Origin of the sequence: Streptosporangium sp. NPDC002721 (genome assembly GCF_042888905.1) — a bacterium.
GTDB lineage: Bacteria > Actinomycetota > Actinomycetes > Streptosporangiales > Streptosporangiaceae > Streptosporangium.
In genome coordinates this window covers 20,398-33,818 of sequence record NZ_JBIAQI010000048.1, presented here as the reverse complement: position 1 = coordinate 33,818, position 13,421 = coordinate 20,398, and the positions used below count along the sequence as shown (strand labels likewise).

Sequence of the window (13,421 nt, the reverse complement as noted above, 5' to 3'; positions counted from 1 at the left end):
GGTGGCGCGCTGTAAACCGTACGATCTACCGTACATCGTACGGAAAGCTTGTCAACCGAGGCGGACGAGAGCCGCCCCCGGCGCTTCCGTGCCGCGGCCGGTTGAGACAGGCGGCGCGAACCGCTCACAGCGATCTGCAACATTCCAAAAAGGGCCGGACATGTACTAGATGTCCGGCACCCTTCGGCAAGGAGATCCAGTGACACACCGAGATCGCTTCGAGGCGGTCTATGACGCGTACTACCCGGCGATACACCAGTACGCCGCCCGCCGCGCCGGGTCGCCCGACGACGCGACCGACGTCATCTCCGAGACGTTCCTCACCGCCTGGCGGCGCATCGGCGACGTACCCGAGGGGGAGGAGGCGTTGCTGTGGCTGTACGGGGTGGCCCGCCGCGTGCTGGCCAACCAGCAGCGCGGCGCCTCCCGCAGGGCTGTGCTCGCCGAACGGCTGCGCGGGGAACTGGCCGCCGACCGCCCGGTCAGGCCGGTCGAGCTGGACCACGTCCGCGCCGCCTTCGACGCGTTGCCCGAACGTGACCGCGAGGTCCTGGCGCTGGCCTGCTGGGAGGGACTGACCAGCGAGCGGATCGCCAGAGTCGTGGGATGTACGGCCATCGCCGCCCGGACCCGGCTGCACCGGGCGCGCAAGCGGCTTGCGGCGGCGCTGGAGGGGCGGACGTCCTTGACGATCGCGAGGAGAGAAGCATGAGTGACATCGACGACCTGGTGAGGGCCATCGACCCGGCGCCGCACGCGCCGGATCAGGGGCCTGGCGCGCGCGAACTGCGTGAGGCGATCATGGCGACCCGGGCACGCCCGTACCGGACGGCCTGGCGGCACCTGCCGTGGTGGGCCGGTGCCGCCGGGCTGGTCGCGGCCGCGACCACGACGGTGGTCTTCCTCGGCCAGGCCGTCCCCGCCCCGCCGCCCTCTCCTGCTGCCACGACCGGCGACACCTCCCTGCCGGGCGCCTCGATCCTGCTGGCCGCCGCCGCCAAGGCCGAGAGCGCGCCCGAGGGGGCCTACTGGCGCCTGAAGCGGCAGTACACGATGCGGTGGGCCCGGCCGTTCGGCAAGGAGGGCAGCACCTACCGTCTGGAGACCTCCAACCTCGTGGAGACATGGTTGGCCAAGGACGGCCGAGGCTGGGACGGCTACCGGGAACTGGCCGCACGCCCGCTGGACACGGAGGCGTGGCGCCGGGACGGCTCGCCGACCGAGTGGCCGACGGGAGAGGAGGGTCACGTCATCTCCACCTCACCCGGTGAGGGCAGGCTCACCCGGCTCAGGGGGAAGCAGCGGCTCTACTGGAGTGCCATGCCCTTGACCCTGAAGGAGATCGAGGCGCTGCCCGCCGACCCCGAGGAGCTGAAGAGGCGGGCCGCCGAGGCGATCACCGTGGACAAGGACTTCGCCGGTTCGGTGGAGTACGGCCTGCCGAGCACCCTGGCCGCGCTCCTGTACGAACTGCCCGCCTCCCCGCGGGTGCGCGCCGCCGCCTACCAGGCGCTGGCGACGCTGCCCCGGGTACGGGTCGAGGGCCCGGCCACCGACCCGCGGGGGCGGCCGGGGGTCGCCGTGACCTTCCCGATCCAGGAGGGCCGGCCCACCGTGGGCAGGCTGGTCATCGACCCCGACACCTCCAAGGTGCTGACCTTCGACGTGATCGGCATGCCGCAGAAGGGCGACCGGGTTGAGGTGGTGCTGGAGTCCGGCTGGACCGACACCAGGCCGTCCCCGCCCTCGGCCGACTGAGGACCGCCGGTCCGGTCGCGCGGGGCGTGGGCACCCCGCGCGGTTCCCGATCACGCGCGACCGACGGCCGGTGGGGTGCCGAGGCCTGGGCGGCTGGCCCCGGGGCCGTTCGTGTCCGACCACTCCGGAAGAGGCCCGGCCGGTGCGGATGAGGACCCACCGGCCGGGAAATCCGGTTGCGCGCGGGAAACGGGATGAGGTTGGGTCTGGTCCCGTGACCTCGTTCGACACGCTCGTGCGCCCCGACCGCTACCCGCTCTCGTCGGCCTACGATCCGGCCTGGCTCCTCCGGCTCGACATGGGCCCCCACCCGCTGTGGATGCTGGAGGACCTGGTCCGCGACCTCGACCTGAGGCCCGGCGCGCGGGTGCTGGACCTCGGCTCCGGCAAGGGCGCGACGTCGGTCTTCCTGGCCCGCGAGTACGGCGTCCAGGTCGTCGCGGCCGACTGGTGGGTCGGCGCGGAGGAGGCGGCGGAGGTCTTCGCCCAGGCCGGTGTGGGCGACCAGGTGGAGGCGGTGCGCGCCGAGGCCCACGCCCTCCCGTTCGAGAAGGAGAGTTTCGACGCCATCGTGAGCGTCGACGCCTTCGAGTACTTCGGCACGGCCGACAGCTACCTGCCCTACCTGGTGCGGTTCCTCCGTCCCGGAGGACTGCTCGGGATGGCCACCCCCGGGATGACGCGCGAGGTCCGCGAGCTCGGGGCGATCCCCGCGCACATCAAGGAGGTGGTCGGCTGGGAGGCCATCGCCTGGCACACGCCGGAGTGGTGGCGTTTCCAGTGGGAGATCACCGAGCTGGTGGAGGTCACCTCCGCCCGGTTGCAGGAGGGCGGCTGGCAGGACTGGCTCCTGTGGGCGAGGGCCTGCGCCGACCACGACCCGGAGAACCGCGCCTCGCACCAGCCCGTGATCGACATGCTCGTCGCGGACGGCGGCGAGCACCTCGGCTTCACCCTGATGACCGCCCGCAAGAGGTGACCGCTCGTGAGAGGTGACCGCCCGCAAGAGGTGACCGCTCGCAAGAGGCGACCACTTACAAGGGGTGAACACCGTGAGAGGTGGCCGCTCGTGAGGTGAACGGCCGCAGGAGGCGCCCGGCCCCTCTCCGGGAGAGGGGCCGGGCGCCGGACCATGAAGTGCCCGCCCTCTCCGGGACGAGAGCCGAGGGCGCCCGTCCCGGAGAGGGGTTCGGTCAGAGCCTCCGGTAGTAGACGGCGACCGGGAGCGGGGTGCACCCGAGCCGCTCGTAGAGAGCCCTGGCGGGCGCGTGGAAGGGGTCGCCTCCGGTGCCGACCTCGACCACCTCGGCTCCGAGGGCCCGCATCCCGTCGAAGGCGTGCTCGCACAGCGCGGTGCCCGCGCGGTGCCGGCGGTGCTCGGCCGAGACGGCGAGATGCGTGACGGTTCCGTTCCTGCGGGCCGGATCGACGCTCCAGGCCACGTAACCGGCGATGGTGTCCCCGGTCTCGGCGACCGCGACGTACCTGTGCCGCTCCGGGTCGTGGAGCTCGGCGACCTGCTCGCGATAGTCGTCGCGCCAGTTGCCGTGCTGGTTGGCGAAGACGACCTCACCCACCAGGGGACGGAAGTGGTCCTCGTAGAACGGCCGGAACGTCTCGATGGTCAGCGCGGTGAGCCGCGCCAGGTCGTGGTGGACGAACGGGCGGATGAGCATGGAAGTGTGCCTTTCGAACCGAGGGTTTGACACCCGAAAGAGAAAAGGGGGCATCGGTCGGCCCGCTCACGGCCCGGTGTCGGCGGCGAGCAGGCCCTCAGTTACGCGTGCGCCAGGCGGCGAAGCACTCCATGGCACCACGATAGCGTCCCGCCGGGTGACGGCCGACAGTCCGCGCACCGGGCCCGGCGAAGGCCGGACATGAGGCGGGGCCGCACGTGGCCCGGCGCGGGCAGGGGGCGGGAGCGTTCGCGGGCAGCGGGGTCAGTCGGGTCCGGCGGTCATCAACAGGGTGACGAAGGCGACCATCGCGAGCAGGAAAGCGATCATGACCGCCGTCAGGGCGAGTTGCACGGCCGCGGTGAGCCTGGCCCACCGGAGGTTCTCGCGCTGGTTCACCAGCACACGCTAACAGCCCGTCGCCCGCCTTCCCAGGGGGAGAAACGCGGGTCACCGGGAAAGAGAACCACGGGCGGTGTTCCCCGGGTTCCCCGGGTTCCCACGGGTTCCCCGGGTTCCCACGGGTTCGCCCGCGTTCCCCCGCGACCGGGACGCGGAGGGCAGAGTGGCAGGTGTCGTGTCGAGTGTGGTCGTGGTCGCGGGGAGGACATCATGACCGGACGTACGGGGGGTGGATCGGGCCGCGGGGGAAGACGCGTGCCCGCTGTCGTGCTGTGGGCGGCGCTGTGGCTGCTCAACGGCTACGACCTGCTGCTGGCGATCTGAGGACCGCCGCCGCTGAGAGCGGGTGCTTTCAGCGGCGGCTCAGGAGACCGGCCCGGGTCTCTGAGCCGTTTTCCCGCCAAGGCTTCCCTCAGGCGGGGATGAGCAGCGTGCTCAGCAGGTCGTCCAGGCTGATCAGACCGGCGAGGGCGCCGTCGGGGGTACGGACGACCGCCAGCTGGCTGTGGGCGGCGCGCAGCGCGGCCACGGCCTCCGACACCGAGGTCGTGGAGGCCAGCTCGGGCAGGCGGTAGGCGAGGTCGCCCGCGCGTGAGCCGGCCCCGCGACGGCGGGCGAGGTAGGCGTCGCGCACGTGCACGACACCGGCCGGAGTCCCGGACCCGTCCCGGACGATCAGGCGGGTGCGGCCGGTGCGGGCACAGGCGTCGATCACCTCCTGGCAGGAGGCGTCCGCCGCGACCGCGACGATGCCGTCGGCGGGGGCGACCAGCGCGGCGATCCCGGCGGCCGGGGCGCGCAGGATCTGGGTGAGCACGGCGTGGTCGGTGGTCTCGATGAGGCCCAGGCGCCGCGACTCCTCCACCAGGCGCTGCAGCTGGGCGGGGGTGCGCGGGTTGGAGATCTCGTCGCGCGGCTGGACCCGCACCATGCGCAGCAGCAGGTTGCTGACGCCGTTGAGCGCGGTCAGGATCGGTCGTACCGCCACGGTGAAGCCGCGGAACGGCAGCGCCAGGATGGTGGCCGAGCGCTCGGGGTGGGCGATGGCCCACGACTTGGGAGCCATCTCGCCGATGACCATGTGCAGGAACGTCACGATGGACAGCGCGATCACGAAGGCGACCGCGTGCGCGGCGGCCTCGGGCAGGCCCAGGGTGTGGAACAGCGGGGCCAGGGTGCCCGCGATCAGCGGCTCGGAGACCACGCCGAGGCCCAGCGAGCACAACGTGATGCCCAGCTGCGCTCCGGCGAGCATGAGTGACAGCTCGCGGATGCCCTTGACCGCGGCGGCGGCGGCACGGCTGCCGTGCGCGGCGGTCTTCTCCAGCCGGTGCCGTTTCGCGGCGACCAGCGCGAACTCGGAGGCGACGAAGAAGCCGTTGCCGACCAGCAGGACGACGGTGAGGGTCAGGCCCAGGGGCAGGTTCACTTTTCCTCACTCTCGCGGGGTTGCTCGCCGTCCGGGTCGGCGGCCCGCTCGCGGGGTTGCTCGCCGGTCCGGTCGAGGTCCTGCTCGCGGGGTTGCTCGTCGTCCGGGTCGGGGTTCTGCTCGCGGGACCGCTCGCCGGTCGGGTCGAGGTGGCGCAGCGGGTGCAGCCGTACCCGCTCGGGAACGTGCCTGTCCAGGGTCAGCACCTCGATCTCGACGTGGGTGGGCGCGTCGTCGGCCATGGAGGGCACCAGCTCGGCGGTGACCACGTCGCCGGGGACGGCGAAACGGCCCAGGCGGTCCAGGACCAGGCCGCCGACGGTGTCGTAGTCGTCCTCGTCGGGAAGCTCCAGGCCGGTCTCCAGGGCGATCTCGTCGATGCGCAGCTCCGCCTCGACCTCCCAGTCGTCACCGGTGTGGATCACGGCGGGGATGTCGAGGTCGTTCTCGTCGGCGATCTCGCCGACCAGCTCCTCGGCGACGTCCTCCCAGGTGACGAGCCCGCTCAGGCCGCCGTGCTCGTCCAGCACGCAGGCGACCTCCTGCCCGCGCGCGTGCATCTGCGCCACCAGGTCCGGCAGCGAGGTCGAGAACGGCACCACCAGCACCTCGCGGGCGATGTCGGCGACCCGCGTGCCCGCGGCCCGTTCCGGTGACAGGACGGCCAGCTCGCGCAGGCTCACCATGCCGACCAGGTCGTCCACGCCGTCGCCGCCGAGCACCGGGTAGTGGGTGTGGCCGTGGCGGGCGATGATCTCGTCCAGCTCCGGGACCAGCGCGGAGCCGCTGACGGCGATGACGTTCGCGCGCGCGACCATGACCTCCTCGGCGGTGTGGTCGGAGAAGGCCAGTGCCCGCTCCAGCAGGTCGGCCTGCTCGCCGGGCAGGTGGCCGTGGGCCTCGGACTCGCCGATGATGTGCCCGAGCTCCTCCAGGGTGGCGCCGTGGTGCAGCTCCTCGACCGGCTCGATGCCGACCGCCCGCAGCAACCTGTTGGCCGCCGAGTCGAACAGCCTGATGATCGGCCCGGCGATCGTCATGTAGAGCAGGGTGGAGGAGGCCAGCGCGCGGGCCAGCGGCTCGGGCCTGGCCAGCGCGAGGTTCTTGGGCGCGAGCTCGCCCAGCACCATCTGGACGACCGTGGCGATGACGAACCCGATCACCAGGGCCACGACGTCGACCGCGCCGTCGCCCAGGCCCGTGGCGCGCAGTGCGGGAGCCACCAGCTCGGCCAGCGCGGGCTTGGCGATGAAGCCGACGACCAGCGCGGTGACGGTGATGCCGAGCTGGGCGCCCGAGAGCATGAACGACAGCCGCTCCATGACCTTGACGGCCTTGGCCGCCTTCCTGTCCCCGGCGGCGGCCTGCTGGGACAGGGCCAGCCGGTCGGCGGTGACGTAGGCGAACTCCTGGGCGACGAAGTAGCCGGTCGCCAGGGTCAGCACCAGGACGGCCAGCAGGCCGAGCGCGATGTTCACCGCGAGCTCCCGTCCTGTGGTCGGCGGTCTCCGCGGTGGCCTGTGCTATGGCCTGGGTCCGACGACACGGACGCCACCACCTTGCCCTTCCCCCGGCTCCGGTGAGCCGTCTTTGTGAACCCGGACACCGTCGGCCGGGGTGTTGACGTTATCGGACCTCGTAGGACAAACCGGTGCTGACAATCCGCCTGCCCCCGACAACGTCCCACTTGTCGGCCGAGTGCCGGTTGTGAGGCAGGTCATACCCCGTCCGTCTCGCGAGTCTCTCCCGGAACGTGTTTACGATCATCGTTGTCGCAGTCTTACCACCCCTGTAGGAGCTGACCACGTGCCAGAACGAGAACGGGTGCGTTCTTTCCTCGAAACCCCCGTCTTCCAGCGGTTCATCATCGCCGTCATCGTCTTCAACGCCGTCACGATCGGCTGTGAGACCTCCTCCTACCTCATGGAGCGGATCGGCGGCCTGCTGCACGCCGTCGACCGGATCGTGCTGGGAATCTTCGTCGTCGAACTCCTCGCCCGCCTGTACGCCTACCGGGGCGCTTTCTTCAAGGATCCGTGGAACTGGTTCGACGCCGTCATCGTGACCGTCGCGCTGCTCCCCGCCTCGGGCCCGGCCTCGGTGCTACGGGCGCTGCGGATCCTGCGCGCGCTGCGGCTGGTCTCGGCCGTTCCCAGCATGCGCAAGGTCGTCAACGCCCTGCTGGCCGCGATGCCGGGTATGGCCTCCATCATCGGCCTGCTCGTCCTGGTGATGTACATCTCCGCCGTCCTGGCCACCCAGCTGTTCGGCGAGGTCGCCCCCGACTACTTCGACGAGCTGCCCACCTCGCTGTTCAGCCTGTTCCAGATCATGACGGGCGAGTCCTGGCCCGACATCGCCGAGCAGGTGATGGGCGAGAAGCCCTGGGCGTGGGTCTTCTTCGTCGGCTACATCCTGATGTCCTCCTTCGTGGTGCTCAACCTGTTCATCGCCGTGGTGGTCAACGCGATGGACGACAACAACACCTCCGCCGAGGAGCAGCGGACCGAGAACCAGCTCACCGCCGTGCTGGAGGAACTCGCCCGGTTGAACGCCAAGATCGAGGCGATGCGGGCCCCCCGGGACGGCGAGCACGACGGCCATGACAGCCATACGCCGACAAAGTTGCGCACCTGAGCCCAGCCCCAGGTGAGGGGCACTTTTTACCTGCCGATCCGGTATAGGGATTCGGGAACCCCGGCCGTGCGGTGATCGTTTTCCTCTCGATCACCGCACGACACATGAGGCAGGAGAGGAAACCGTGATCTTCAAACGGATGTTGGGGGCCTTCGGGGTCGGAGCGCCCTCGGTGGATACCGTTCTGGCCGCGCCGCGGGCGCGGCCCGGTGAGTTCCTGCGGGGTGAGGTGCGCGTCAAGGGCGGCGACTTCGACGCCGACATCGAGTACATCGCCCTCGGCCTGGTCACCAGGATGGAGTCCGAGCACGGCGAGGGTGAGCAGACCGGCCTGGTGGAGTTCTTCCGCACGCAGGTCAGCGGGCCCTTCCAGCTGCGCACCGGCGAGGACAAGGTGGTGCCGTTCCAGTTCCCCGTCCCGTGGGAGGCCCCGGTCACCGAGGTGACGGGTCGGCGCCTGCACGGCATGGTCATGGGAGTGCGCACCGAGCTGGCGATCGCCAAGGCCGTCGACAAGGGCGACATGGACCCGGTCGAGATCGCACCGCTCGCCTCCCAGCAGGCCGTGCTGGACGCCTTCGTGCGGCTCGGCTTCCACTTCAAGAGCGCCGACCTGGAGTACGGCCACCTCCACGGCGTCAACCAGCAGCTGCCGTTCTACCAGGAGATCGAGTTCTACCCGCCTCCCCAGTACTCCGGGCAGATCAACGAGGTCGAGCTCACCTTCGTCGCCGGTCCCGCGGGCCTGGACATCATCGCGGAGGCCGACAAGCGCAGCGGCCGCTACGGCTCGAGCACCGACACCTTCGGCCGCTGGCAGACCAGCCACGACCAGGCCCCGCACCGCGACTGGGTCTCCGAGATCAACACCTGGCTGGCCGCCCTGTCCCAGTACGGCTCCGGCGGCTTCCACCCCGGTGGTCACGACCCCTACGCCCACCAGGGCGGCGGTCATCACGGTGGTCACCACGGCCACGGCGGCGGGTCCGGCTGGGGCGGCGTCGCGGCCGCCGGGGCCGCCGGTGTGGCCGGCGGCTTCGTCGCCGCCGAGGTCGTCGACGAGATCTTCGAGGACGAGGGCGAGGACGAGGGATGAGTGGGGCCGGGGTGAGGTCGGCCCGTTGATCTCACCCCGGCCGCGACGGTGACGGCCCGCCCCGCGTGCGCCGCGGGGCGGGCCGTCGTCATGGTCTGGTTGTGGCGGTGGTCGTGGTCGTCGTTGTGGTCATGGTGGTCGTGGTGGTGCCGAACACCCGGCACGGTCTCGACGAAGGCCCGGCACCCGCCAACCGTCCTGAGAGCCGCGTGTCACGCGAGCCGGTATTCGCTTCTAAGCTCGGGGGATGGCGAAATACCTTGATGTGCATCCGAGCAGTCCCCAGCCCCGGCTCATCAGCCAGGTGGCCGAGATCCTGCGTGCGGACGGGCTGATCGCGTACCCGACGGACTCGGGTTACGCGCTGGGGTGCAGGCTGGGCAACAAGGAGGGCATCGACCGGATCAGGGAGATTCGCGACCTCGGCAGCGACCACCATTTCACCCTGGTCTGCAGTGACTTCGCGCAGTTCGGCCAGTTCGTACATGTAAGCAATGCGCTCTTCCGCTCGCTCAAGGCGGCGACCCCCGGCGGTTACACGTTCATCCTGCCCGCGACCAAGGAGGTGCCGCGGCGGTTGCTGCACCCCCGGAAGAAGACGGTCGGCGTCCGGATCCCCGATCACGCCGTCACGCAGGCGCTGCTGGCCGAGCTCGGCGAGCCGCTGGTGTCGAGCACCCTGCTGCTGCCCGACGAGGCCGAGCCCATGACGCAGGGCTGGGAGATCAAGGAGAGGCTCGACCACGCGGTGGACGCCGTCATCGACGCGGGCGAGTGTGGCGCCGTCCCGACGACGGTCGTCGACCTCTCGCAGGACGAGCCCGAGATCATCCGCCGGGGCACCGGAGACCCGTCCCTTTTCGAGTAGAAAGCGTCGGCAGCACTCCTTCACGGTCCACCGGGAGGCCGTCCTCACGGTGGACCGGACTCGTGCTCCCGCGCCGGGAAGGACGCTCTCGTGGCCTGAGCCGGACACGAACGGCGCCCGACGGAGCGGAGCGAGCTCGCAACTCCTGTTAGCGTTATCGCATAGGGGGTGAGCTGCTTTGAAGGCGAAATCGAACGACGGTCCGCCGCGCTCCAGACCCGCGGTTCTGGAAGACGTCGCCGCGCTCGCCGGAGTGTCGGCGATGACCGTCTCCCGGGCGCTGAACGCGCCCGAGAGGGTGCACACCGAGACCCGGGCGCGCGTGCTGGCCGCGGTGCAGGAGCTTGACTACCGGCCCAACGCCGCCGCCCGGCAGCTCGCCACGGGACGGTCCGGGGTGCTGGGCGTGGTCAGCATCGACACCACCCTGTACGGCCCGGCCTCGACCCTCTACAGCATCGAACGGGCCGCCAGGCTCAACGACTACGCCGTGAGCATCGCCAGCCTGAGCATGCTCAACCGCCGCTCGATCGAGGAGAGCCTTCGCCAGCTGCAGTCGCAGTCGGTGGACGGCGTCATCATCGTCGCGCCGCACGAGTCGGCGGCCGACGGCCTGCGCCACCTGTCGTCGAAGATTCCGGTGGTCGCGGTCGACGCCGGGGTCGGCCTCTCCGTTCCCGTCGTCATGGTCGACCAGCGGGCGGGGGCGACGCGGGCGACCAGGCACCTGCTCAGCCTCGGCCACGAGACGGTGTGGCACGTCGCGGGCCCGGCCAACTGGATCGACGCCAACGCCCGGGTCGAGGGCTGGCGCGAGGTGCTGGAGGCCGGGCGGCACCGGGTTCCCGAGGTGCTGCGCGGAGACTGGAGCTCGCGCTCCGGCTACCAGCTCGGCCACCGCCTCGCACGCGACCCCGAGGTCACGGCCATCTTCGTGGGCAACGACCAGATGGCCCTGGGCGTGCTCAGAGCGCTGCGCGAGGCCGGGCGGCGCGTTCCCGAGGACGTCAGCGTGGTGGGCTTCGACGACGTGCCGGAGTCCGCCTACTTCTGGCCCCCGCTCACCACGGTCCGGCAGGATTTCGAGGAGGTCGGCGGCCACGCCTTCCACCTGCTGCTCGACCAGATGGCGGGCAGGCCGAGCCAGACCAGGCGGCTGGTGGAACCCGAGCTCATCGTGAGGGAGAGCACCGGCGCCGCGCCGGGCTGACGCGACCGGCACCCGTCTCCCTACTCGGCCCGGCGAAAGCTGTCCCGGTCTGGTGAACGCTGTTCCGACCCGGTGAACGCCGACTCGGCCTGGCGAACGCCGCCCCGGTCCGGCCGACGCCGGGCCGGGCCGGGGCAACGACGTCATGTGGCGGTGCGCGACCAGTGGAAGCCCGTGCCCGTGCCGCAGTTGCGAGCGCCGGAGCGGGTGGGGGGTGAGCACGGACGCCTTCTCAGTGGGTGACCTGGAAGGTGGCGTCCTGCCTGGCGCTCAGGGCGGAGCCGGAGCCGAGCTGGTCGATGCGCAGCTCGTAGCCGGAGTGCCGGAGATAGCGGTCCGGGAAGTTGTACGACCGGAACGACGCCCACGCGCCGTCGGCCAGGCCCGCGGTCCGGTGGAACGTGGCGTCGGCCCGGAACGCCGGGGTGTTGTCGTTCGGGTCGAGCCTCACGGCGTAGTTCGAATGCCGCAGGTAGCGGCCGGGGAGGTTCACCGACTCGAACGACACCCCGGCCGGGTCGGCCAGGCCGGGCACCAGCCGCCACTGCTGGTCGGCCGTCGGATCCATCGGGAAGGGGTCGATCCGCGCGATGTTGTTCGCGTGCCGTACGTACCGGTCTGGGAGGTTGTACGACTTGAGCCGGTTCCACTGAGGCGCTCCCCAGCGGCTGACCAGCGCGGCCCGCTCGGCCTCGGTGATCGGGGTGATGGTGGCGTGCTTGGCGTTGATCGGCGCGGTGTAGGTGCGCTGGCCGATCGCCGACCAGGCGTTGCCGTTGACGTTGGCCGACTGCCAGGCGTAGAAGACCGCGTTGGCCGGTGAGAACGAGTCGCCCCACAGCCAGAACGTGTTGCTCGTGTTCGACTTGACCAGGATCGGCGCCTCGATCGCGCCGCCCTGCCGCAGCCCGCCGGTCAGGGTGGTGAAGCTGTTCGGCGCCCCCGTGGTCGACCGGGCCACGTAGAGGTTGTTGTCGTTCAGGTTCTTGTACGTCAGGTAGAAGTTGTTCCCGTCGACGAGCACGTCACCGTCGAGCACGCTGAAGCCCGGGTCGAAGAACACCTGGGGCGTGCCCATGTTCACGAAGTCGCTGGTGTAGTTGACCATGAACACGTCGCGGGTGCCGTTGTGCGCCGAGTAGATGACCGCGTACTGGTTGCGCGACGGGACCCAGAACGCCTCCGGTGCCCAGGAGTGGGTGTTCATGGTGTGCAGGCGCACCCGGCGGTAGTTGGTGAAGCCGGTCAGGTTCGCCGAGTCCCACACGTGGATGTACTGGTTGTTGAGGTTGAACACGCGCCCCTTCAGGTCGGTGGCCAGGACCGTGAACGTGCCGTCCTGCTTGCGCAGGATGTAGGGGTCGCGCAGGCCCTGCATGCCGGCGGTCGGCGTGGCGACCGGGTTGTTCTGGTTCAGTGGCGTCCAGTTGAGGCCGTCGGAGCTCACCGCCAGGTGGAGGGCGTAGCTGTCGCCGGACTGGTTCGGCGACTCCTTGAAGTAGCCCATCACGTACGCCGAGTACGTCGCCGCCGACGCGGGCCGTTCGGTGGTGAGGGCGACGAGGCAGCTCAGCGCGGTCGTCAGCAACGCGACGACCGCGAGAACCGTCCGGCGCGGGAACACGGGCGGGAACACGGGCGGGGGCACAGGCAGGGGCACGGGCAGGGACACGACAGGCACCCTTCTACGAGGGGAGGGGGGAGGCCCTTCGGGGAGCCGGCGGGGGAGCCGTCCGGGGGAGCCGGCGGGGGTCCGTGGTCAGATCCCGCCGCCGTGGGGTGAGGTGTGGTTAGCGCTAACATCTTTCGTCGTGAGACCTCGGCAGGTCCTGGACTGTGGCCGTATCCCCACGTCGCCGACGGGGCGGTGGCGATCGGATCGCGTACATGTTTCTGGCGCGTTTCGCAGAGTGTTAACGCTCACAGCAAGGATGTCAATACCCGCGTCACCGGGAGAACCGGGGGTGCGCGCCTTTCGCGTGCCGGTGTGCTGCCCCTGACCTGAGCTTTTGAAAAGGAAACGGCCGCTCTCCGGGCGTCCGGCGACGGCCTTTCGCCGGTCGTGTGTCAGGAGGGTATTGACCGGCCAGATGTTAGCGATCACACTGATGTGACGCCGATGTAACCTCTGTCCGCCACGGTTACATGCCGTGTGTTCCAGCGCGCCGGCGACCACATAAATGCGTAAAAAGTAGTTATCTGCGACGCGAAGTGTTAACGCTAACACCAGCGGCTCGGTAAGCGGAGGCGACGTGTCCCGCGGGCGCGCCCGCCCCGGTGACGGTGAACGGCGGCGCCGGGGAGCGCCGCCGGCCGGACGGGGTTCGCCGCCGACGGCGCCACCC

Annotated in this window: 12 protein-coding genes; 7 read left to right on the top strand and 5 right to left on the bottom strand. The window is 70.5% G+C overall.

Annotated features, from left to right (window positions below; all coding sequences use genetic code 11):
* The first annotated feature begins 199 nt into the window (after positions 1-199).
* The 3 genes from ACFYWM_RS41890 (at position 200) to ACFYWM_RS41880 (ending at position 2,737) form a co-directional block, all read left to right on the top strand.
* Positions 200-712, top strand: coding sequence for an RNA polymerase sigma factor (locus ACFYWM_RS41890; RefSeq protein WP_389926539.1), 513 nt, complete (start codon positions 200-202; stop codon positions 710-712).
* Positions 709-1,758: a CU044_5270 family protein gene (locus ACFYWM_RS41885; RefSeq protein ID WP_389926536.1), complete on the top strand. Its 1,050-nt coding sequence runs from the start codon at positions 709-711 to the stop codon at positions 1,756-1,758. The genes ACFYWM_RS41890 and ACFYWM_RS41885 overlap by 4 nt, the downstream gene beginning before the upstream one ends.
* A 214-nt stretch (positions 1,759-1,972) precedes the next feature.
* Complete coding sequence (locus tag ACFYWM_RS41880; protein ID WP_389926533.1) at positions 1,973-2,737, top strand: SAM-dependent methyltransferase; 765 nt, start codon at positions 1,973-1,975, stop codon at positions 2,735-2,737.
* A gap of 214 nt (positions 2,738-2,951) precedes the next feature.
* On the opposite strand, the gene ACFYWM_RS41875 is transcribed toward ACFYWM_RS41880, so the two are convergent.
* The 4 genes from ACFYWM_RS41875 to ACFYWM_RS41860 form a co-directional block, all read right to left on the bottom strand.
* A complete protein-coding gene (locus tag ACFYWM_RS41875; RefSeq protein WP_389926530.1) occupies positions 2,952-3,434 on the bottom strand; it encodes a GNAT family N-acetyltransferase in 483 nt (160 codons plus the stop codon).
* A 264-nt stretch (positions 3,435-3,698) separates the two neighbouring features.
* Positions 3,699-3,833 carry a hypothetical protein gene (locus tag ACFYWM_RS41870; protein ID WP_389926527.1) on the bottom strand — a complete coding sequence of 45 codons (135 nt, stop codon included), beginning with the start codon at positions 3,831-3,833 and terminating at the stop codon, positions 3,699-3,701.
* Positions 3,834-4,248: 415 nt separating this feature from the next.
* Positions 4,249-5,265: a CNNM domain-containing protein gene (locus ACFYWM_RS41865; protein WP_389926524.1), complete on the bottom strand. Its 1,017-nt coding sequence runs from the start codon at positions 5,263-5,265 to the stop codon at positions 4,249-4,251.
* Positions 5,262-6,743: a hemolysin family protein gene (locus tag ACFYWM_RS41860; RefSeq protein WP_389926522.1), complete on the bottom strand. Its 1,482-nt coding sequence runs from the start codon at positions 6,741-6,743 to the stop codon at positions 5,262-5,264. Before ACFYWM_RS41860 ends, ACFYWM_RS41865 begins: the two co-directional genes overlap by 4 nt.
* Before the next feature lie 328 nt (positions 6,744-7,071).
* On the opposite strand from ACFYWM_RS41860, the gene ACFYWM_RS41855 reads away from it, so the two are divergent.
* The 4 genes from ACFYWM_RS41855 (at position 7,072) to ACFYWM_RS41840 (ending at position 11,076) form a co-directional block, all read left to right on the top strand.
* On the top strand, positions 7,072-7,902 hold the full coding sequence (locus ACFYWM_RS41855) for an ion transporter (RefSeq protein ID WP_389926519.1): 831 nt from the start codon (positions 7,072-7,074) through the stop codon (positions 7,900-7,902).
* A gap of 139 nt (positions 7,903-8,041) precedes the next feature.
* Positions 8,042-8,998, top strand: coding sequence for a sporulation protein (locus ACFYWM_RS41850; protein ID WP_389926573.1), 957 nt, complete (start codon positions 8,042-8,044; stop codon positions 8,996-8,998).
* Between the two features lie 247 nt (positions 8,999-9,245).
* The gene (locus ACFYWM_RS41845; protein ID WP_389926516.1) at positions 9,246-9,866 is read left to right on the top strand and encodes an L-threonylcarbamoyladenylate synthase; all 621 of its coding nucleotides are present in this window, start codon (positions 9,246-9,248) and stop codon (positions 9,864-9,866) included.
* Between the two features lie 178 nt (positions 9,867-10,044).
* Positions 10,045-11,076 (top strand): LacI family DNA-binding transcriptional regulator, encoded by a 1,032-nt coding sequence (locus ACFYWM_RS41840; protein WP_389926512.1) that lies wholly within the window; start codon positions 10,045-10,047, stop codon positions 11,074-11,076.
* A 232-nt stretch (positions 11,077-11,308) separates the two neighbouring features.
* Here ACFYWM_RS41840 and ACFYWM_RS41835 read toward each other — a convergent pair whose 3' ends face one another.
* A complete protein-coding gene (locus tag ACFYWM_RS41835) occupies positions 11,309-12,748 on the bottom strand; it encodes an AbfB domain-containing protein (RefSeq protein ID WP_389926509.1) in 1,440 nt (479 codons plus the stop codon).
* Positions 12,749-13,421: the final 673 nt, after the last annotated feature.

What these genes read in the sequence shown, in the direction of transcription:
- ACFYWM_RS41885 (WP_389926536.1), top strand. Translation starts at nt 709, where the DNA reads ATGAGTGACATCGACGACCTGGTGAGGGCCATCGACCCGGCGCCGCAC.
- ACFYWM_RS41875 (WP_389926530.1), bottom strand. Translation starts at nt 3,434, where the DNA reads ATGCTCATCCGCCCGTTCGTCCACCACGACCTGGCGCGGCTCACCGCG.
- ACFYWM_RS41850 (WP_389926573.1), top strand. Translation starts at nt 8,042, where the DNA reads ATGTTGGGGGCCTTCGGGGTCGGAGCGCCCTCGGTGGATACCGTTCTG.
- ACFYWM_RS41845 (WP_389926516.1), top strand. Translation starts at nt 9,246, where the DNA reads ATGGCGAAATACCTTGATGTGCATCCGAGCAGTCCCCAGCCCCGGCTC.